Below are 18,139 nucleotides of genomic sequence, written 5' to 3' on the forward strand. Positions count from 1 at the left end.
GGGGGCGGGGGGGGGGGGCGCCCCCGGCGGGGGGGGCGGGGGGCGGGGCCCCGGCCCCCCCGCCGCCGGGGGGGGGGGGGGGGGGGGCCCCCCCCCCCCCCCCCCCCCCCCCCCCCCCCCCCCACACCCGTCTCCGGCGCCCGTCGCCAGAATGGCCATTCTGGCGACGGGAACTCGGCAGGTGAGCGATGAGCGGCATCGGCGAGACTGCCCGGTGTGGACGTCGAGGCCTTCTACCTGCCACTGGGCGACAACCGTTTCTCCCCCACCCGGGCCACCGAGAGCCCCTGGGACTCCGACGCCCAGCACGGCGGGCCACCGTCGGCGCTGCTGGCCCACCTGGCGGTCGGCGCCACCGGCGAGGGGCTGCGCGCGGCGCGGGTCAGCGTCGACTTCTTCGGCGCCATCCCCCGGCGCGAGCTGACCGTGGAGGTCTCCGCCGTCCGCCCCGGCCGGCGGATCGCCCTCACCCAGGCCGCGATGACCGTCGAGGGCCGCACCGTCGCTGTCGCCCGGGTCTGGTCGATCACCACCGGGCCGACGCCGCCGGTGGTCACCGAGCTCAGCCCGCCACCGGCCGTCCCGGAGGCGAACAGCCAGTTCCTGCCCGACCACCCCGACTGGGGCTACGGCCAGGCCCTCGACTGGCGCTACACCGCCGGCGCACCGGACCGGCTCGGTCCTGCCGACGTCTGGACCCGGGTCCGCGTGCCGCTGATCGCCGGCCAGGAGCTCACCGGCCTGGACCGCACGCTGGTCGCCGCCGACGCCGCCAACGGCATATCCGTCGAGCTGCCGCTGCGCAGCTGGTTCTCCATCCCGCCGGGGATGACCACCCACCTCACCCGCGAGCCGGACGGCGAGTGGGTGCACCTGTCGTGCCGGACGTCGATCGCCGCCGACGGCATCGGGCTGTGCCTGGGCACGCTCGCCGACGCCCGCGGTGCGATCGGCCAGGTCTCCCAGCCGCTGCTGGTCCAGGAACGCTGACCGGCGACTCACCCGAAGGCACCCCATCGGCCGACAGCCGGCGCCGATGTCGGTTATCGTCGTGCAGTTCCTGCAATCCGTGTGTAACAACCTGCAGCCGGTGGACCCGGCGGAGCAAGGCGGCACGCCCGATCCCGCCAGCAGAGGTCATGTTCCACACGCGATCGTCCAGCAACGAGCTCATCGAGCAGGCCGGCTTCTCCTACTTCCCGCTCGCCTTCATCGCGCGCCTGCCGTACGCGATGATCACCGTCGGCGTGCTCACCCTCGTCGTCGCCGAGCGCGGCTCGGTCACCCTCGGCGGGCTCAACTCCGCCGCCGCCGGCCTGGGCACCGCCCTCGTCGGGCCGCTGCTCGGCGCGGCCGCCGACCGGTTCGGCCAGCGCCGGGTGCTCGTCCCGGTCGGGCTGGTGAACGCGTCGCTGCTCGCGGCCTTCCCGTTCGTCGTCGCGAGCACCCTCTCCGACGTCCTGCTGCTCGCCCTCTCGGTGCTGATCGGCGCCTCCGCGCCGCAGATCGCCCCGATGTCGCGCACCCGGCTGGTGGCCATCATCCGGCGGGCGATCGCGCCGAACCGGCGCGAGAAGGTGCTCAACTCGACGATGGCCTACGAGTCCGCGGCCGATGAGATGGTCTTCATCGTCGGCCCGTTCCTCGTCGGGCTGCTGGCCACCGCCGTCGCACCGTGGCTGGCGATCGCCGGCGCCTCGGCGCTGACGTTCGTCTTCGTCACCCGGTTCGCGCTGCACCCCACCGGACGGCTCGACCCGGGTACCTCCGACTCCCCGCAGGTGCAGGCCCCGGCCCGGGAGCTGGCGCGGTTCTCGCTGCTCACCGTGGTCGCCGGCACGCTCGGCATCGGCTTCTTCTTCGGCGCCACCCTCACCTCGCTCACCGGCTTCCTCGCCGACGACGGCAACGGCGACCGGGCCGGGCTGCTCTACGGCGTCATGGGCATCGGGTCGGCCGCGCTGGCCCTGGGGTCGGCGGCGTTCCCGGCCCGGTTCAGCCAGCGGGCGCGGTGGCTGGTCTTCGGGTCGCTGCTGCTCGCCGCGGCGGTCGCCTACGCGTCCGCCCGCTCGGTCCTGGCGCTCGTCGTCGCGCTCGCGGTGCTCGGCTGCGGGATCGGCCCGACGCTCGTCAGCCAGTACAGCCTCGCCGCGCGGTTCAGCCCGCTCGGCCGCTCGGCGACCACGATGACGATGCTCGGCTCCGCGGTCGTCGTCGGCCAGGCCGTCGCGTCGGCGGCCACCGGCCTCGTCGTCGACCGGCTCGGTGCCGAGGCCGGGCTGCTGCTGCCCGCCGTCGCCGCGGCGATCGTGGTCGCCGCCGGGGTCGCCCACGCCGCCTCCACGCCCCGCGACCGCGAGCCGGAACCCCTCCCCGCCTGATCCGCGACAGCGCCCCGGCTCCGCGAGGGAGCCGGGGCGCTGTCGGATCCGGCACTCAGGCGCGGGTGGCGCCGCCGCCGGAGGGAGTGCGGTCGTCGTGCGCCACCGGTTGGGCAACGTTCGGCTGCTGGTCGAGGTCCGGCGTGTGGTCCGCGTCCTCCCGGTGCAGGTCCTGCTCGGACAGCCCCGGGGCCAGCTTCTGGGCCTTCGCCCGCAGCTGCTGCGCAGCCGAGCGGTCCTCCTGCGCCTGGCCGGCGTGCTCCTGCGCCTCGCGCTCGGCCAGCGCCAGCCGCTCCTCGGCCTCGGCGCGCTCGCGGCGGGTGCGGGCGAGCTGCTCGTCGGCCAGCGCCTGCTCCTTGTCCGCCCGGGCCTGTCGCACCTGAGCGTCGCGCAGCGCCTCGCGCGCCTGCTCGGCCTTGCGTGCCTTGGCCGTCTTGCTGCGTCGGACCACGACGACGGCGAGCAGTGCCAGCAGCACGACCGCTGCGATCACGATGACCACGATGGCCCAGGTGGGCATGGCCGGTCTCCTCTGTCTCGGGGGACCGGGACCTGCCCCGGCCGGTGAGCCGGGAAACGGCTCGCCGGTTCAGGCGGGCCAGGCCAGCGGGCGCAGCGGTGCCGAGCGCAGCACCCGCCGGCGGTGCTCCTGCACCACCACCAGCGACCCGCCCCGCGCCGTCCCGCTGAGCGCCTCGAACACCGCCGGGTCCAGCAGCGCCGTCTCGGTGCGCCCGCGCACCCCGGTCTGCTGTTCCGCGCGGGCCACCTGGGCCTCCAGCGCCGCCCGGGCGAGCTCGCGCTGGACGTCGTCGGCCCGCGGGGCGACCACGGTGCAGGCGAGCACGCTGCCCTCCTGCCGGGCTGCGTCCCGCAGCGCGCGGACCAGCTCGTCCGCGCCACCGGTCACCCCGTCGAGCACGACGAGGAGGCGGGCGCGCTCGCGACGGGAGACCCGGCTGCCGACCACCTCTGCTGACGTCATGGCGAGGATGGTGAACGGGCGCACAGCCGGCCGTAAGGGTCCAGCGCCGTTCCGAGACCGCCACGGAACTGTGAGAGCGCGGACATGAACGCTCCGTGTTCAGTCGCTCACACTGGTGTGGATTCCCCCGGGGGAAACCCGCGAGGTGGAGGGGTCAGACGCCGAGGTGGGCCAGCGCCTGCAGCAGCAGGGCGCTCTGGCCGTTGGCCAGCTCGGCGAGCACGGTGGGCTCGCGCACCTCGTCGGGGGTGAACCAGGTCAGCTCCAGCGCGTCCTGCTGCGGAGCGCAGTCACCCTCCACCGGCACCACGTAGGCCAGCGACACCGCGTGCTGCCGCGGGTCGTGGAACGGGGTGACGCCGGGGGTCGGGAAGTACTCGGCGATGGTGAACGGCTGGGGCGCGGCCGGCACCCGCGGCAGCGCCAGCGGGCCGAGGTCCTTCTCCAGGTGCCGCAGCAGCGCCGAGCGCACCCGCTCGTGGTAGAGCACCCGGCCGGACACCAGGGCCCGCTTCACCTGCCCGTCCTCGCCGATGCGCAGCAGCAGCCCGACGGAGGTGACGACGCCGTGGTCGTCGACCCGCACCGGCACCGCGTCGACGTAGAGGATCGGCAGCCGCTCCCGGGCGGCGTCCATCTCCTCCCGGGACAGCCAGTTGGCGCCAGAGCTGCTCGTCACCTCGGTCATGCCTGCCTGTCTATCCGACGGCGGCGCACCCGGCACGCAGGAGGGTGGTGCCGTCACTCACGTCGGGGAGCAGAAATGGCCGTCTCCGCCCTCCTGGGGAGGGCGGAGACGGCCATGTCTGCGGACTGGGCGGGTCAGCGGTCGGTGTCGTCGGCTCCGGCCAGCACCGGGTCGGCGGCCGGCCGGGGGCCGGGCACCTGCGGGCGGCCGGCGTCCGCGCCGCGGGACGACGTGCCGTAGAGCCCCGCCTCGTAGGAGCCGGTCAGCAGCGCCTCGAGCTCGCCGGTGTCCAGCGTCGGCTCGATGAGCTCGGGCGCGGCCGGGGCGCCGTCCCGGGCCGGGAAGATCGCCCGCAGCGTCCGCGGGAGCCGGCGGGCGCGACGGCGGGCGGCCTTGCGCGCCGCCTCCTCGCGCTGGGCCATCTCCCGCTCGAGGATCTCCCGCGCCATCCGGTCGGTCTCCGCGGCGACGACGAGGTCCGCGCGGGCCTGCTGCGCCCGCTGCCGGCCCTGCACCCGGATCTTCTCCGCCTCGATCTCCTCGGCGTCGCGCACCGCCAGCAGCCGGTCGTAGGCGCTGGGCGGGGAGAAGTTGAGCATCACCTTCACCAGCACCGGCAGCACCTCGATGCAGAGGAAGAGCAGGAACAGCATCAGGTGCGCGGTGCCGACCATGGGCCGCTCCTCGCCGAGCCGGTCCATCGCCTCCAGCCGGGCCAGGATGCCGTCGCTCTCGCCGTTCTCCGCGTCGAACGCGGCCTGCTCGGCGTTGCGGGCGTCGGTCAGCCGGGTCAGCTCGGCGCTGTCGGCGGCCAGGTCGGTCCGGGCCAGCGCGATCCCGCGGGCGTCGGCGCTGGCCGCCTCCTCGCCCGCCGTCGTCCGGGCCTGCTGCAGCGCGGCCTCGGCGTCGTCCAGCTCGGCCTTGGCGCGGTCCCGCGCCGACGCCTGCTGGGCGGCGGCGGCCGCGGCGGAGAAGTAGGCGTCGCCGGTGCCGGGCCGGCCCGACCCGCAGCTGCCGTCCAGCTCGCACTGCGCCTTCGCCTGCAGCTCGTCGTACCGGCCGACCGCTGTCTCGTACGCGGCGCGCTTGGCGTCGCGCTCGGCCTGGGCGGCGACCACAGCGGGGGCGGCGTTCGGGTCGGCGGTGCGGCCGCCGGCGAGCACCGCCTGCGACTCGGCGATCCGATCGGACAGCGCCGGGATCGCGGCATAGCGCGGGTCGGCGTCCAGCTCCTCGCTGAACTGCTGCGCGGCCTCGGCCTGCATCGTCACGATCGTCGCGTCGATCTCCTTGCTGAAGACCTGCAGCGTCAGCGGGGTCGAGATGACGGTGCCGAGCACCAGCGCCAGGGCCACGCGGGGCAGGGCCATCGCCACGTTCCGCTTCCACGACGGGTCGTGGGACATGCCGGTCAGCAGCATCCGGTCCAGGTTGAGGATCACCAGACCCCAGCCGAGGCCGATCGCCACGGCCACCGCCCACCAGGCGCCGAGGGTCATGTGGACGGCGAAGGCCGCGGACAGGGCGGCGAGGGCGCCGGTGCTCAGCAGGACGCCGCCGAGGGCGACCTGCCGGGCGCGGGCGCCGGGGGCGACGCGCAGGACGTCGAGCCGGGCGCCGCCGAGCACGGCCAGCCGATCGCCGAAACGGGTGCGGGTGCGCACTGGGTGGTTCCTTCCGCCGGGTTCTGCGTACCGCTATCGGTCGCCCACGACCGGTCCGGTACCGCCGCCGCCCGCGTCGGCGGGTGTGGCCTGTGCCGCTGCCCGGTCACACCCGGCTCATCCGGCTCACCCGTGCCGCAGGTGGTCCCGGCGGGTGCCCCGGCCGCCGATGAGCCCGCCATGAGCACCACCGATCACGCCCTCGACACGGACGCGCTCGACAGCTGGATCTCCGACCTGTCCGGCGGCGCCCGGTCCATGCGCCGGCTGCGCCAGCGGCTGGGTGCGGAGGGGAACCTGGTCGCCGACCCCTGCCCGTCCTGCCAGCGGCCGGCCACCGAGGACTTCTCGCACACCGGTCACTGGATCGCCGAGCCGGCGGACTGAACCCCGACCCACCTGCCGCCGACATGGCCATGTCGGCGGAGGCCGGGGTCAGGCGGACGGCGACCAGCCGAGCGCCGGGCCGAGGTGCTGGGCGGTGTCGGTGAGGATCTGCACGTAGTCGGCCGGTTCGAAGCTGAACGGCAGGGCGAACACCACCTCGGACACCTCGCGGAACCCGGCGTGCGCGTAGAGCTGCTCGGCGATCTGCTCCGAATTCCCGATCAGGTCCGGCGCGAACATCATCCGGGCCGGACCCTGCGGTGACGCCGTCCGCGGCAGCCGGGCCTCGACGTAGGCGGCGTACCGGGCCCGCTGCTCCGCCGTCGCCGAGTCGGTGGGGATGACCACCAGCCCCTGCGACACCCGACCGGCCGGGTTGGCGGCCCGGAACGCCTGCACCTGCGCGGCCTGCTCGGTGGCGAAGTCCTCCGATGCCTCCGCCTTGACCACCGACGAGGTCAGGAAGTGCATCCCGTGCTCGCCCGCCCACTGGGCCGAGCGCAGCGACCCGCCGCCGTACCAGACCCGCGAGGCCAGCCCGGGCGAGTGCGGCTGCACCCGGTCCGACCACTCCTCGGCCACGCCCTCGCGGCCGGCGAAGGACGACGCCGGCTCCCCGGCCAGGAAGCGCACCAGCCGGGACACCCGCTCGTAGGAGAGGTCCTCGAGGTCGGCGGTGTCCGGGTAGAGCGCGGTCTTCACGTCGTCCCAGTGCATCGGCGGCCCGACGCTCACACCGGGGTTGAGCCGGCCACCGGAGAGCACGTCGACGGTGGCCAGGTCCTCGGCCAGCCGCAGCGGGTTCTCCCAGCCCAGCGGGGTGACCGCGGTGCCCAGCGCGATCCGGGAGGTGCGCTGGGTGGCCGCGGCCAGCACCGCGACCGGGGAGGAGATGCCGTACTGCAGGTGCCGGTGGCGCAGCCAGGCGCTGTCGAAGCCCAGCTGCTCCCCGAGCTCGATGACCCGCAGCGTCGTCTCGTGGCCGGGGCCCGGGTCGGCACCGTCGAACAGGCCGATGGTCAGGAAGCCGAGCTGCTGGAGCGGGTCACCGGGTGCGGGCATGCCCCGATCCTGCCCGGTGGCCTCCGGAGGGGGTCACCGCCGGCCCGCCCTGGTGCGGGCGGGCCGGCGGGAGTCCGTCAGACGGCCATCCCGCTGCAGGCCGACGAGCAGTTCACCTGCCAGATCCGCGGCGCCAGCGACGCGAGCACCGAGGACCGCACCAGCCGCATTCCGTTCGGGCCGGTCACCTCGGTCGGCCGGGCCGCGTTCGACGTCGGCGTCGCGGTGGACGTCGGCGTGCTGCCGGTCTTGGTGGGCGACGCCTCGCCGGACCCCGCGTCCACCGCCGTGAGCGCTGCGGTGAGCGTCGCGGACGTGGTGCGGTCGGAGGCGAAGACGGTGACGTCGTAGGTGCCCGCGGCCAGGGCCGGTGCGGTGAACACCAGCTCGGTCGCCGAGACGCGGGTCACCGTCGCCGAGCGGCTGCCGCCGACGACCACGAGCGCACCGTCCGGGATGGCCGAGCCGGTGATGGTCACCGACGTGCCGCCGGCCGTGCCCACCTGCGCCGGGCTGATCGAGGTCAGCCCGAACGGCCCGGTCGGCGGGTACTCCTTGCTGCCGCCGTCCGCCGGCGACGACGGCGCGGACGCCGAGGACGTCGGGCTGCTGGCCGGCGGCGGCGCGGTCGAGGTGCCGGTCGGCCCAGCGGTGCCGGTCGGGACCGACGACGAACCGGTCGACGTCGGCGCCGCCGTGCCCGAGCCACCGGAGGTCGGGGCGGCCGCAGCCGAGGAGGTGGGCGACGAGGTGACCTGCGGAGCGGTCGGCGCCGGCGCCTGGCCGGTCGGCGTCGCGGTCGGCGAGGCCGAGGCCGACGACGTCGGTGACGCACCGCCGGAGCCACCCGAGCCGGACGACGTCGGGGCGGCCGTCGCGCCGGGGGACGGCGCGACCGTGCTCCCGGAGGTCGGTGCCGCGGTCGGCTGCGTCGGCCCGTTCGAGGGGGCCGCGGACGTCGGGGCGGCCGAGGTCGGTGCCGACGAGGTCGGCGCGGCCGACGGCGGGGTGGCGGCGGCGGTGGCGACCAGCAGCGGCGCGGCGAAGCGCCGCCCGGCCGGGGTGCCGTCCCGGTAGAGCTGCACGGTCAGCACGTACCGCCCGGCGCCGAGCTCGGTCGACGGGCTCAGCACCTGCGGTCCGGCGCTGGCGCGGGTGCCCAGGTCGAAGGCCACCTCGCCGCTGTCGTCGGTGGCGGCGACCGTGCCGCCGAGGTCGACCGGGTGCCCGGCGACGGCCATGACCTCGCCCTGGTGCTCCAGACCCAGCCCGAACCGCACGCTGTAGGCGCCGGCCGGGGTCGAGCCGTCGACGACGACCTGCGGGGCGACCGTGCCCGGCGTGGTCCGCATGCCGGTGAAGGAGTAGCGGACGTCCTCGACGGTCGTGCCCAGCGCGGCCAGCGAGAGCCGCCCGCCGCTGACCGACTTCCCGACGAAGGCGGGCACCGTGCGGGTGTCGCCCAGCAGCCGGGCCTTGAGGTCCGCGGCCGAGGCGGTGGGCAGGTGCGCGCGGTACAGCGCCAGCGCGGCGGCCACCTGTGGCGCCGAGGCACTGGTCCCGCTGATCACGTTGTAGCCACCGGTGTTGCTCGTGGTCAGCACGTAGTGGCCGGGCGCGAACAGGTCGACGGTGGTGGCGCCGTAGGCCGAGCTCGAGCTGACGGTGTCCGCGGCCGTGCTGTTGCCGACGGTGACCACGTTGGGCGCCCGGTAGTTGGCCGGGTAGACCGGGGTGACGTCGCGGTCGCCGGCGTCGTTGCCCGCGGCGGCGACCACCGGCACGCCGTGGGCGTTGGCGTAGTCGATCGCCTTGGCCAGCGCCGGGGACAGCCCAGGGCCACCCCAGGAGGCGTTGATGACGTCGGCACCCTGGTCGACGGCGTAGACGATCGCCGCCGCGCCGGCGGTGACGTCCACGCTGCCACCCGCACCGATGACCAGCGGCATGATCGTGACGTCCGGGGCGACACCGGCCGAACCCTGGCCGTTCCCGGCCCGCGCACCGGCCAGGCCGGAGACGCCGGTGCCGTGGCTGTTGTCGTTGCCGGCGTTCGTGTAGTCGGCGTTCGCGCCGTAGAAGTTCCAGCCGTGGCAGTCACCGGCCAGGCCGTTGCCGTCGGTGTCCGGGGCGTTGCACGCCTGGTCCGGGTTGGTCCACAGCGCGCCGGCCAGGTCCGGGTGCCCGGCCATCAGCCCGGTGTCGGTGACCGCGACGACCAGGCCGCGGCCGGTGCCGGCCGCCCAGCCCGCGGGCGCGGCGACGTCGGCACCGGCGACCGCCGGCTGGCCGTAGGCGTTCGACCCGGTGTTCTCCAGGTTCCAGCCGTACTGCGCCCAGAAGGGGTCGGTGATGGTCCCGAACACCGTGGCGGTGGCCGACGGCTCGACCGCACCGTCGGCGACGACGCCCTCCAGGTCGGCCGGGGACAGGCCCTCGGTGGCCACCAGGACCGACCCGTCGAAGATCCGCTGCGCGCTGACCACACCCGGCCGGGCCTGCAGCGCGGCCAGCTCGGTGTCGTCCACGGGGCGGCCGGCGGCGGTCACCACCAGCCGGCTCAGCCCGTCGCCGTCGGGGCCGAAGTCGGCCAGCGGCTCGATCCCGTCGGCCAGCGCCAGGTGGTCGATGGCCGCGGCCCCGCCGAAGCCGAGCACCGCGGCCGCGGCGGCGGCGAGCAGCCGCCGCCCGGTCCGGCGGCGCGGGGGCGCGTCGGGCCGGCGCACGACGCGCTCGTCGGCTCGCTGGTGGTCCATTCGGGTGCCTCCTGGTCGGGACCGTGCAGGTCCCGGGCAGGGACTGCCTGGCTGGTATCGACCGACGGGCAGGACAGCTGGATGACCCGAACGGGTGAGGCCGCCTCCGACTGGAGGATGACCCGGGCGGCGTGTCCCCCCGACCTCGGACTGATCTTGGCCGCCGGGCCCGGAAATGGCTGTCCGGCGGGCGTCCGGCCCCCCTACCGTGCGGTCGTCCGATCCACCCCGATGCCGGAGAAGGTGCGCCATGACCGCCGCGGTCCTCCCCCGCCCTGCGGCCGCCCCGACCCCCGACCCCGACCGGCTGCCCAGCACGGCCGCCGTCGCCTACCAGCGCGTGCTGCACGGGCTCGCCCGCCGCGAGCTGCGCCTGCTCGCCGAGCTGACCGCGTGGGCGCCGGCCGACGACGCCGCCCGCGCCGCCGAGCTGGCCGAGCACGCCGACCTGGTCGCCCGCGTCGTCGTCCAGCACCACGCCACCGAACGTGACCTGCTCTGGCCCCTGCTGCTCACCGGCCTCCCCGACGGCGTCCGCGAGGACGCCCGCGGCGAGGTGCAGGCCTGGTCCACCCGGGCCGCGCTGATCGACCAGCTGCTGCGGGAGCTGACCACCGCGGGCCGCCAGTGGGCGGTCGCCGGGGGCGACCGGTCCCAGGACGTCTTCGCCGCGGCCTGCACCCGGCTGGCCGCCGCCGTCGGCGTGCACACCGCCGCCGAGGAGCGCGCCCTGCTGCCGCTGGTCGCCACCCACCTCACCTCCGCGGACTGGGCGGCGATCAGCCGCGCCGCGGGCAACCCGCTGTCCGGCCGGGAGCAGATGTTCGTGCTGGGCCTGGCCCTGGAGGACGCCTGCGCCGGGGACCGGGCCCGGCTGATGGTGGGGCTGCCCCGCGCGGCGCGGACCGCGTGGCGGTTGTTCGGCCGGCGCGACTTCCGCGCCGCTGTCGTCCGGCTGCGCGGCGCCCCGCCCGCCGCCTGACCTCCCCCGCGTCCCACCTCCCGTCTCCCGCCCGAATGGCCATTCCGGCGGGAGACGGTGGGTCAGCCGGTGGGGGTGGCGCCGAGCAGGGTGCGGGTCATCGCGGTGCGGGTGTCCAGCAGCTCCCCTGGCAGCGGCCCGGCCGCAGCCGCCGCCGTGGGCGTGGCGCTGACCGCCCGGTGAGCCGGTGTGTCGTCCGCAACCGGACCGGGCACTGCGGGTGCGGCCACCCCCACGAACCGAGGAGACCCGTGCCCGACCAGTTCACGTTCACCGACCCGACCACGATGTACCGCACCGACGGTTTCCCCGAGCAGAGCCAGGACGCCCCCGGCCTCGCCCAGGACCTGGCGCCGACCGCCGACCACGGCGAGACCAGCTACCGGGGCACCGGGCGGCTCACCGGCCGCAAGGCGCTGGTCACCGGCGCGGACTCCGGCATCGGCCGCGCCGCGGCGATCGCCTTCGCCCGCGAGGGCGCCGACGTCGTCCTGAACTACCTGCCCAGCGAACAGGCCGACGCCGAGCAGGTCGCCGGGCTGATCGAGGAGGCCGGCCGGACGGCGGTGCTCGCCCCGTCCGACATCTCCGAGGAGGCCGCCGCCCGGCAGCTGGTGCACACCGCGCTGGAGGCGCTGGGCGGGCTGGACATCGTCGCCAACATCGCCGGCAAGCAGACCTACACGGAGGACCTCGCCGACCTGTCCTCGGCGCAGTTCGACCAGACCTTCAAGACCAACGTCTACGCGCTGTTCTGGATCGTGCAGGAGGCGCTGCCGCACCTGCCGGCCGGCGCCACGATCATCAACACCAGCTCGATCCAGGCCTACCAGCCCTCCCCCGGGCTGGTCGACTACGCCACCACCAAGGCCGCGATCAACACGATGAGCAAGGCGCTGGCCCAGCAGCTCGCACCGAAGGGGATCCGGGTCAACGTGGTGGCCCCCGGTCCGTTCTGGACGCCGCTGCAGGCCTCCGGCGGCCAGCCGACCGAGGCGCTGCCGGAGTTCGGCCAGGAGACCCCGATCGGCCGCGCCGGCCAGCCCGCCGAGCTGGGCCCGGCCTACGTCTTCCTCGCCTCGCCGGAGTCCAGCTACGTCACCGGGGAGACCCTCAACGTCAACGGTGGGATGCCGACGCCGTGACGTCGGACGCCACCCGGCGCCGCCCCCACCTGCACTGGGGCGCGGACGGCGCCGGGTCCGGGCCGGCCGACGAACGGGATGCCGCCGGCTACGCCGACCTGCGGACCTACGCCGCCATCGGCGACGGGCGCACCATCGCGCTGATCGGCCGCGACGGCCGGGTCGACTGGCTGCCGCTGCCGGCGATGGACGCCGCCCCGGTCTTCGGTGCCCTCCTCGACGCGGAGAACGGCGGGTGCATCGAGCTGTGCCCGGTCGAGGAGTTCACCGTCAGCCGCGAGTACGTCCCCCACACCAACGTGCTCACCACCACCTTCACCACGGCCTCGGGCTCGGTGCGGGTCACCGACGCGATGAACACCGGTGTGGCCGGCCGGCTGCCGTGGGCGGAGTTCGCCCGCCGGGTGGAGGGGCTCACCGGCTCGGTGCGGCTGCGCGCCGCCGTACAGCCGGGCACGTGCATGAACACCGCCGCCCCGTGGGTGCACACGACGGCGAACGGGCCAGTGCTCCGGGTGGGCCAGCTGACCCTCGCCGTGCGCACGCTGGCCCCGGACGACGTCGACGTGGGCGACCGGCGGATCGAGGTCGGCTACACGACCACCCCCGGTTCCCGGCACCTGCTCGCCGTGGTCGCCACCGAGGGTGAGCCACTGTTCCTGCCCCCGGCGGAGCTGGTCGACGAGGGCATCGACCGCACGGTGGCCAACTGGGCCAGCTGGAGCCGGACGTTCGAGTGGGACGGTCCCTGGGAGGGCGCCGTCCGGCGCAGCGCCCTGCACCTGAAGCTGCTCATCCACGCCGCCAGCGGGGCGATGGTCGCCGCGGCCACCACCTCGGTGCCCGAGTCCCCGGCCGGCGGCAAGAACTGGGACTACCGCTACGCCTGGGTGCGCGACTCGGCGTACGCGCTGACCGCGCTGTTCCGGTTCGGGCTGCGGGAGGAGACCCACGGGGCGATCAGCTGGCTGCTGTCCACCATCCGCCGGCACGGCCCCGAGCCGCAGGTCTGCTACTCCCTGGCCGGCGAGCCGATCCGCCCCGCCGCCTTCCGGGACGTGCCCGGTTGGCGGGGCATCGGGCCGGTGGTCACCGGCAACACCGCGATCGAGCAGCTGCAGCTGGGGCCCTACGGCGACCTGTTCGCCATCGTCTCCCTCTACGTCGCCAACGGGAACGTGCTCGACGCCGAGACCGGCCGGCTGCTCGCCGGCGTCGCCGACCTGGCCTGCGACCGCTGGCAGAGCCGGGACTCCGGCATGTGGGAGCTGCCCGAGTCCCGGCACTACACGACCTCCAAGCTGGGCGCCTGGGTCGCGCTGAGCAAGGCGGTGGAGCTGGCCGAGGCCGGGCAGATCCCGGGCGACCCGGCCCGCTGGCGCAGCGAGGCGGAGCGGATCCGGCGGTGGGTGGACGAGCACGCGTGGTCGGAGGAGCGGGGGGCCTACGTCTGGTACCCCGGTACCGACCAGCTGGACGCCTCGATCGTGCTGCACGCCATCAGCGGCTTCGACCGCGGCGAGCGGATGAGCCGCACGTTGGACGCGCTGCGCGAGGAGCTCGGCGCCGGCCCCCACCTGTACCGGTTCAGCGGCGCCGACGCCGACGAGGGGACCTTCCTCGCCTGCTCGTTCTGGATGGTCTCCGCGCTGGCCCTGTGCGGCCGGGTGGACGAGGCGGTCGAGCTGATGGAGGAGCTGACGGGCGCCGCCAACGACGTCGGCCTGCTCAGCGAGATGCTCGACCCGCAGACCGGAGACCTGCTGGGCAACCTGCCGCAGGCGCTGTCCCACCTGGCCCTGGTCAACGCCGCGATCACCGTCTCCGAGCAGCGGGGCGCCGGCGGCTGAGCCACCCGCCGGCCCTGCTCCCGCGCCGCCGGGGTGGCATGGTCGTCGGTCGGGGACGCCCACGACGGGCCGACGACGGGAGATGCGGTGTGGAACCGACCGGCCGGCTGATCGATGGCCGCTACCAGTTGACCTCGCTGATCGCCACCGGTGGCATGGGCCAGGTCTGGCAGGCGCGGGACACCGTGCTCAACCGGGACGTGGCGGTGAAGGTGCTGCGCAGCGAGTACACCGGCGACCCCACCTTCCTGGCCCGCTTCCGAAGCGAGGCGCAGCTGTCGGCCGGGCTGCTCCACCCCAACATCGCCACGCTCTTCGACTACGGCGAGGTCCGCCCGCAGCACCCCGGTGAGGAGCACCTGGCCTACCTGGTCATGGAGCTGGTCCGCGGCGAGTCGCTGTCCCAGCTGCTGCACCGCCAGCAGCGGCTCGACCCCGACCGCACCCTCGACGTCCTCCGTCAGTGCGCCGCCGGCCTGGCTGCCGCGCACGCCAGCGGCGTGGTGCACCGGGACGTGAAGCCGGGCAACGTGCTGCTCGGCGCCGAGGGCACGGTCAAGCTCACCGACTTCGGCGTGGCCCTCTCGGCGGCCAGCGTCTCCCTCACCCAGACCGGCCAGGTCATCGGCACCGCGCACTACCTCTCCCCCGAGCAGGCGCAGGGCTCCCGGGCCACACCGGCCAGCGACGTCTACGCCCTCGGCCTGGTCGGCTACGAGTGCCTCGCTGGGCACCGGGCGTTCGACGCGGAGAGCTCGGTGCAGGTGGCGCTGATGCAGATCCGGGACACCCCGGCGCCGCTGCCGGCCGACGTCCCCGAGCCGGTCCGCGCGCTCATCGCCGGCGCGCTGGTCAAGGACCCGGCGCAGCGCATCGCCGACGGCGCCGCATTCCGGGATGCCGTCGACGACGTGCGCGCCGGCCGGCCGCTGCGCGCCGTGCCCCCCACCGCGATCTCCACCGCGTTCTCGGGAGAGGACGACCGGACGACGCAGTTCGCCGCCGCCGACGGGACCGCGGTCCTGCCGCCCACCCCGGGCGCCCGCTCGACGCCGGCCACCCGGGTCTTCGCCGCCCCGGTGCCCCCCGGCACGTCCGTCGGCGGCGGACGGCCCCCCGGGTCCGGCGGCCGTCCGCCGGCCGGGTCCGGGGGCGGTGCGCGCCCGGCCGAGGCGACGCCGCCCCGGCGGAGGCGCCGCGGACTGGCCCTCGCCGCGGTGGCACTGCTGGCCGTGGCCGCGTTGGTCCTCGTCGTCGTGCAGCTCACGGACCGCTCCGCGACCGGCGACGCCGAGCGCACCCCCCCGCCGACCACGACCGACCAGCAGCCGACCGACCAGGGCACCCGCACCCCGGGGACGAGCCCATCGGGGTCGCCGCAGGAGGTCACCGTCACCGAGGGCGACTACGTCGGCCGGCAGGTCGCCGCCGTGACGGCGGAGCTGGCACAGCTCGGCCTGGGAGTCAGCCTCAGCCCGCAGCAGACCGACGAGGTCCCCGTGGGTGAGGTCATCTCGGTCTCCCCGACCGGACGGGTCGGCCGCGGGACCACGGTGACCGTCGTCCACGCCGTCCCCGCCCCGCCGACCCCGGTCGTGCCGACACCCTCCACACCCAGCGCCACCCCGTCGACCGGTGGCGAGGACGAACCGGACGAGGACGAGGCCGACGAGGACGAGGCCGACGAGGGCGGCAACGGCGGTGGCAACGGCGGTGGGAACGGCGGGGGGAACGGCGGGGGCAACGGCCGCGGACAGGGCCAGGGCGACGGCTGACCCGGCCTCCCACATGGCAGGACCGGGTGAGTTCGGTGAGGCTGGTCGGGCAGGTGGCTCCAGCCCGGGCCACACCACCCGTGAACCGAACGGAGGTCAGCCGTGGCCGCTCGCGAACCGCAGGAGATCGCCCAGGCCGCCGCCCAGACCGGCGCCAAGAAGACCCGCCGCACCTGGGACAAGGTGCTGGTGAGCGCCTTCCTCGCCGGGGCCTACATCGCCTTCGGCGGCCTGGTCGCCATCACCGTGTCCTCCGGGCTGGACCCGGCGACGTGGGGCACGCTGCCGACCCTGTTCACCGGCGCCACCTTCACCCTCGGCCTGGTGCTGGTGCTCATCGCCGGCTCCGACCTGGCCACCGGCAACATGGCCCTGGTCCCGCTGGGCGCCATGCGCGGCAAGATCGGCGTCGGCGACGTCGCCAAGAACCTCTCCCTGGTGCTCATCGGCAACCTGATCGGCGCCATGTTCGTCGCCTACTTCCTGGCCGTGCAGACCGGGGTGATCGGCGACGCCGGTGCCACCGGCACCGGCGCGCTCACCTACGAGCGGCTGGCCTCGATCTCCGAGGGCAAGGCGCTGGACGAGTCGTCCTGGCAGGTCTTCCTGCGCGCCGTGGGCTGCAACTGGCTGGTCTGCCTCGCGGTGTGGATGTCGCTGGCCGCCAGGACCGTCTCGGGCAAGATCCTGGCGATCTTCTTCCCGATCATGGCGTTCGTGGCGATGGGCTTCGACCACGTGGTGGCGAACATGTTCTTCCTGCCGGCGGCGATCTTCGCCGGGGTGCCCGACCTGGGTTGGGGCGACGTGCTGCTCAACTGGCTGTTCGCCGGCCTGGGCAACCTGGTGGGCGCCGTCGTCTTCGTGGCGACGTCCTACTGGTACCTGTTCCTGCGCGACCAGCCCGACACCGAGACCGACAGCGACGCGCCGGAGGCGGAGCGCGCCTGAGGCGGGTACAGACGCAGCACCGCCCCGGAACTCTCGGGGGCGTCCGGGGCGGTGCTGCCCCCTCCCGGCAGGTCAGTTCCCGGGCGGGGGCACCGTGCCGTCGTCGGCGGCGGCCTCGGCGGCGTCCTGCTCCCGGCGGAAGCGGATCGACTCGACCATCACGTAGCCGAAGACGGCGCACCACGCGAAGCTGAGGAACGCCTCGCCCCAGAGCCCGTCGACCAGCCGCAGCACGAGCTGGACGGCGTTGTAGAGCGCGGCGCCCCCGGCCACCACCGGCAGCACGGGATGGGCGAACCACGGGGGACGGAACGGGGCGGCGGCCATCCCCCGAGGCTAGCGACCGCTCCGACCGGGCCGGACGTGATCAACCCGACCCGGTCACCGGGCAGCACGGGGCCGGGTCGGCGAGCGCGACGGCGCACCGTCGGCGAGGCTGGGGCGGTGAGCACCTCGAAGAGCGGCAGCGGCTACGTCGAAAAGGGTCAGGACTACCAGCGCGACCAGAACTACATCACCGACCGGATCACCGCCGACGGCAGCGGCGGCTGGCCGGTCGAGGCCGGGCGCTACCGGCTGGTGATCGCCCGGGCCTGCCCGTGGGCCAACCGGGCCGCCATCGTCCGTCGGCTGCTCGGTCTCGAGCAGGTCATCTCGATGGGCATCTGCGGCCCCACCCACGACGAGCGCAGCTGGACCTTCGACCTCGACCCCGACGGCCGTGACCCGGTGCTGGGCTACGAGCGGCTGCAGCAGGCGTTCTTCGCCCGCGACCCCGAGTACCCGCGCGGCATCACCGTCCCGGCGATGGTCGACGTCCCGACCGGGGCCGTGGTCACCAACGACTTCAAGCAGATGACGCTGGACTTCTCCACCGAGTGGTGGGAGTTCCACCGCGACGGCGCCCCCGACCTCTACCCCGAGCACCTGCGCGCGGAGATGGACGAGGTCATCGAGCGGATCTTCACCGAGGTCAACAACGGGGTCTACCGCTGCGGGTTCGCCGGCTCCCAGCGCGCCTACGACAAGGCCTACGAGCGGCTGTGGACGGCGATGGACTGGCTGGAGGAGCGGCTGACCACCCGCCGCTTCCTGATGGGCGACACCATCACCGAGGCTGACGTCCGGCTGTTCACCACGCTGGCCCGGTTCGACGCCGTCTACCACGGCCACTTCAAGTGCAACCGGAACAAGCTCACCGAGATGCCGGCGCTGTGGGGCTACGCCCGGGACCTGTTCCAGACCCCGGGGTTCGGCGACACCACCGACTTCCCGCAGATCAAGGAGCACTACTACGTGGTGCACGCCGACATCAACCCGACCCAGATCATCCCGATGGGCCCGGACACGTCGGTCTGGCTGACCCCGCACCACCGCGAGGAGCTGGGCGGCCGCCCGTTCGGCGACGGCACCCCGCCCGGCCCGCCGATCCCCGGCGAGGTCATCCCGCCCGAGCACGGCCCGGGCGGCATCGGCCACCGCTGAGGGGTCGCTCCGACCGGCGCGCCGGTCG

Annotated in this window: 17 protein-coding genes; 9 read left to right on the forward strand and 8 right to left on the reverse strand. The window is 75.1% G+C overall.

All coding sequences use genetic code 11. From position 1 onward, the window contains the following. Window positions 1-216: 216 nt before the first annotated feature. Window positions 217-990: a thioesterase family protein gene (locus tag ACI795_RS19100; protein ID WP_457077236.1), complete on the forward strand. Its 774-nt coding sequence runs from the start codon at window positions 217-219 to the stop codon at window positions 988-990. 149 nt (window positions 991-1,139) lie between these two features. Then, window positions 1,140-2,381, forward strand: coding sequence for an MFS transporter (locus ACI795_RS19105; protein WP_457077238.1), 1,242 nt, complete (start codon window positions 1,140-1,142; stop codon window positions 2,379-2,381). A gap of 55 nt (window positions 2,382-2,436) precedes the next feature. On the opposite strand, the gene ACI795_RS19110 is transcribed toward ACI795_RS19105, so the two are convergent. The 4 genes from ACI795_RS19110 to ACI795_RS19125 form a co-directional block, all read right to left on the reverse strand. Beyond that, entirely contained in the window at window positions 2,437-2,901 is a 465-nt protein-coding gene (locus ACI795_RS19110; RefSeq protein WP_457077239.1) for a hypothetical protein, read from the reverse strand. A gap of 69 nt (window positions 2,902-2,970) precedes the next feature. Further along, a complete protein-coding gene (locus tag ACI795_RS19115) occupies window positions 2,971-3,366 on the reverse strand; it encodes a hypothetical protein (RefSeq protein ID WP_457077240.1) in 396 nt (131 codons plus the stop codon). Between the two features lie 154 nt (window positions 3,367-3,520). Then, window positions 3,521-4,054, reverse strand: coding sequence for an NUDIX hydrolase family protein (locus tag ACI795_RS19120; RefSeq protein ID WP_457077241.1), 534 nt, complete (start codon window positions 4,052-4,054; stop codon window positions 3,521-3,523). A gap of 134 nt (window positions 4,055-4,188) precedes the next feature. Next, window positions 4,189-5,718 carry a DUF4407 domain-containing protein gene (locus tag ACI795_RS19125; RefSeq protein WP_457077242.1) on the reverse strand — a complete coding sequence of 510 codons (1,530 nt, stop codon included), beginning with the start codon at window positions 5,716-5,718 and terminating at the stop codon, window positions 4,189-4,191. Window positions 5,719-5,898: 180 nt separating this feature from the next. On the opposite strand from ACI795_RS19125, the gene ACI795_RS19130 reads away from it, so the two are divergent. Beyond that, window positions 5,899-6,105, forward strand: coding sequence for a hypothetical protein (locus tag ACI795_RS19130; RefSeq protein ID WP_457077243.1), 207 nt, complete (start codon window positions 5,899-5,901; stop codon window positions 6,103-6,105). 48 nt (window positions 6,106-6,153) lie between these two features. Here the strand turns inward: ACI795_RS19130 and ACI795_RS19135 are convergent, their stop codons facing one another. Then, complete coding sequence (locus tag ACI795_RS19135) at window positions 6,154-7,167, reverse strand: LLM class flavin-dependent oxidoreductase (RefSeq protein WP_457077244.1); 1,014 nt, start codon at window positions 7,165-7,167, stop codon at window positions 6,154-6,156. Window positions 7,168-7,244: 77 nt separating this feature from the next. Further along, window positions 7,245-9,923, reverse strand: coding sequence for a S8 family serine peptidase (locus ACI795_RS19140; RefSeq protein WP_457077245.1), 2,679 nt, complete (start codon window positions 9,921-9,923; stop codon window positions 7,245-7,247). Window positions 9,924-10,173: 250 nt separating this feature from the next. On the opposite strand from ACI795_RS19140, the gene ACI795_RS19145 reads away from it, so the two are divergent. Continuing rightward, a complete protein-coding gene (locus ACI795_RS19145) occupies window positions 10,174-10,905 on the forward strand; it encodes a hemerythrin domain-containing protein (RefSeq protein ID WP_457077246.1) in 732 nt (243 codons plus the stop codon). A gap of 62 nt (window positions 10,906-10,967) precedes the next feature. Here the strand turns inward: ACI795_RS19145 and ACI795_RS19150 are convergent, their stop codons facing one another. After that, a complete protein-coding gene (locus tag ACI795_RS19150) occupies window positions 10,968-11,135 on the reverse strand; it encodes a hypothetical protein (RefSeq protein WP_457077247.1) in 168 nt (55 codons plus the stop codon). A 21-nt stretch (window positions 11,136-11,156) separates the two neighbouring features. Between ACI795_RS19150 and ACI795_RS19155 the strand changes: the two genes are divergently transcribed. From ACI795_RS19155 to ACI795_RS19170, 4 genes are all read left to right on the forward strand, one after another. Continuing rightward, entirely contained in the window at window positions 11,157-12,050 is an 894-nt protein-coding gene (locus ACI795_RS19155; protein ID WP_457077248.1) for a glucose 1-dehydrogenase, read from the forward strand. Then, window positions 12,047-13,900: a glycoside hydrolase family 15 protein gene (locus tag ACI795_RS19160; RefSeq protein WP_457077249.1), complete on the forward strand. Its 1,854-nt coding sequence runs from the start codon at window positions 12,047-12,049 to the stop codon at window positions 13,898-13,900. Before ACI795_RS19155 ends, ACI795_RS19160 begins: the two co-directional genes overlap by 4 nt. An 89-nt stretch (window positions 13,901-13,989) precedes the next feature. Next, window positions 13,990-15,675 carry a protein kinase domain-containing protein gene (locus ACI795_RS19165; RefSeq protein WP_457077250.1) on the forward strand — a complete coding sequence of 562 codons (1,686 nt, stop codon included), beginning with the start codon at window positions 13,990-13,992 and terminating at the stop codon, window positions 15,673-15,675. A gap of 102 nt (window positions 15,676-15,777) precedes the next feature. Further along, window positions 15,778-16,626: a formate/nitrite transporter family protein gene (locus ACI795_RS19170; RefSeq protein WP_457077251.1), complete on the forward strand. Its 849-nt coding sequence runs from the start codon at window positions 15,778-15,780 to the stop codon at window positions 16,624-16,626. A gap of 72 nt (window positions 16,627-16,698) precedes the next feature. Here ACI795_RS19170 and ACI795_RS19175 read toward each other — a convergent pair whose 3' ends face one another. Then, the gene (locus ACI795_RS19175; RefSeq protein ID WP_457077252.1) at window positions 16,699-16,953 is read right to left on the reverse strand and encodes a hypothetical protein; all 255 of its coding nucleotides are present in this window, start codon (window positions 16,951-16,953) and stop codon (window positions 16,699-16,701) included. 117 nt (window positions 16,954-17,070) lie between these two features. On the opposite strand from ACI795_RS19175, the gene ACI795_RS19180 reads away from it, so the two are divergent. Then, a complete protein-coding gene (locus tag ACI795_RS19180; RefSeq protein ID WP_457077253.1) occupies window positions 17,071-18,111 on the forward strand; it encodes a glutathione S-transferase family protein in 1,041 nt (346 codons plus the stop codon). The last annotated feature ends 28 nt before the right edge of the window (window positions 18,112-18,139 follow it).

The organism is Modestobacter sp. SYSU DS0290 (genome assembly GCF_054050955.1).

Coding starts and splice junctions, on each gene's coding strand:
- ACI795_RS19105 (WP_457077238.1), top strand. CDS start 1,140: ATGTTCCACACGCGATCGTCCAGCAACGAGCTCATCGAGCAGGCCGGC.
- ACI795_RS19110 (WP_457077239.1), bottom strand. CDS start 2,901: ATGCCCACCTGGGCCATCGTGGTCATCGTGATCGCAGCGGTCGTGCTG.
- ACI795_RS19115 (WP_457077240.1), bottom strand. CDS start 3,366: ATGACGTCAGCAGAGGTGGTCGGCAGCCGGGTCTCCCGTCGCGAGCGC.
- ACI795_RS19120 (WP_457077241.1), bottom strand. CDS start 4,054: ATGACCGAGGTGACGAGCAGCTCTGGCGCCAACTGGCTGTCCCGGGAG.
- ACI795_RS19130 (WP_457077243.1), top strand. CDS start 5,899: ATGAGCACCACCGATCACGCCCTCGACACGGACGCGCTCGACAGCTGG.
- ACI795_RS19135 (WP_457077244.1), bottom strand. CDS start 7,167: ATGCCCGCACCCGGTGACCCGCTCCAGCAGCTCGGCTTCCTGACCATC.
- ACI795_RS19140 (WP_457077245.1), bottom strand. CDS start 9,923: ATGGACCACCAGCGAGCCGACGAGCGCGTCGTGCGCCGGCCCGACGCG.
- ACI795_RS19145 (WP_457077246.1), top strand. CDS start 10,174: ATGACCGCCGCGGTCCTCCCCCGCCCTGCGGCCGCCCCGACCCCCGAC.
- ACI795_RS19175 (WP_457077252.1), bottom strand. CDS start 16,953: ATGGCCGCCGCCCCGTTCCGTCCCCCGTGGTTCGCCCATCCCGTGCTG.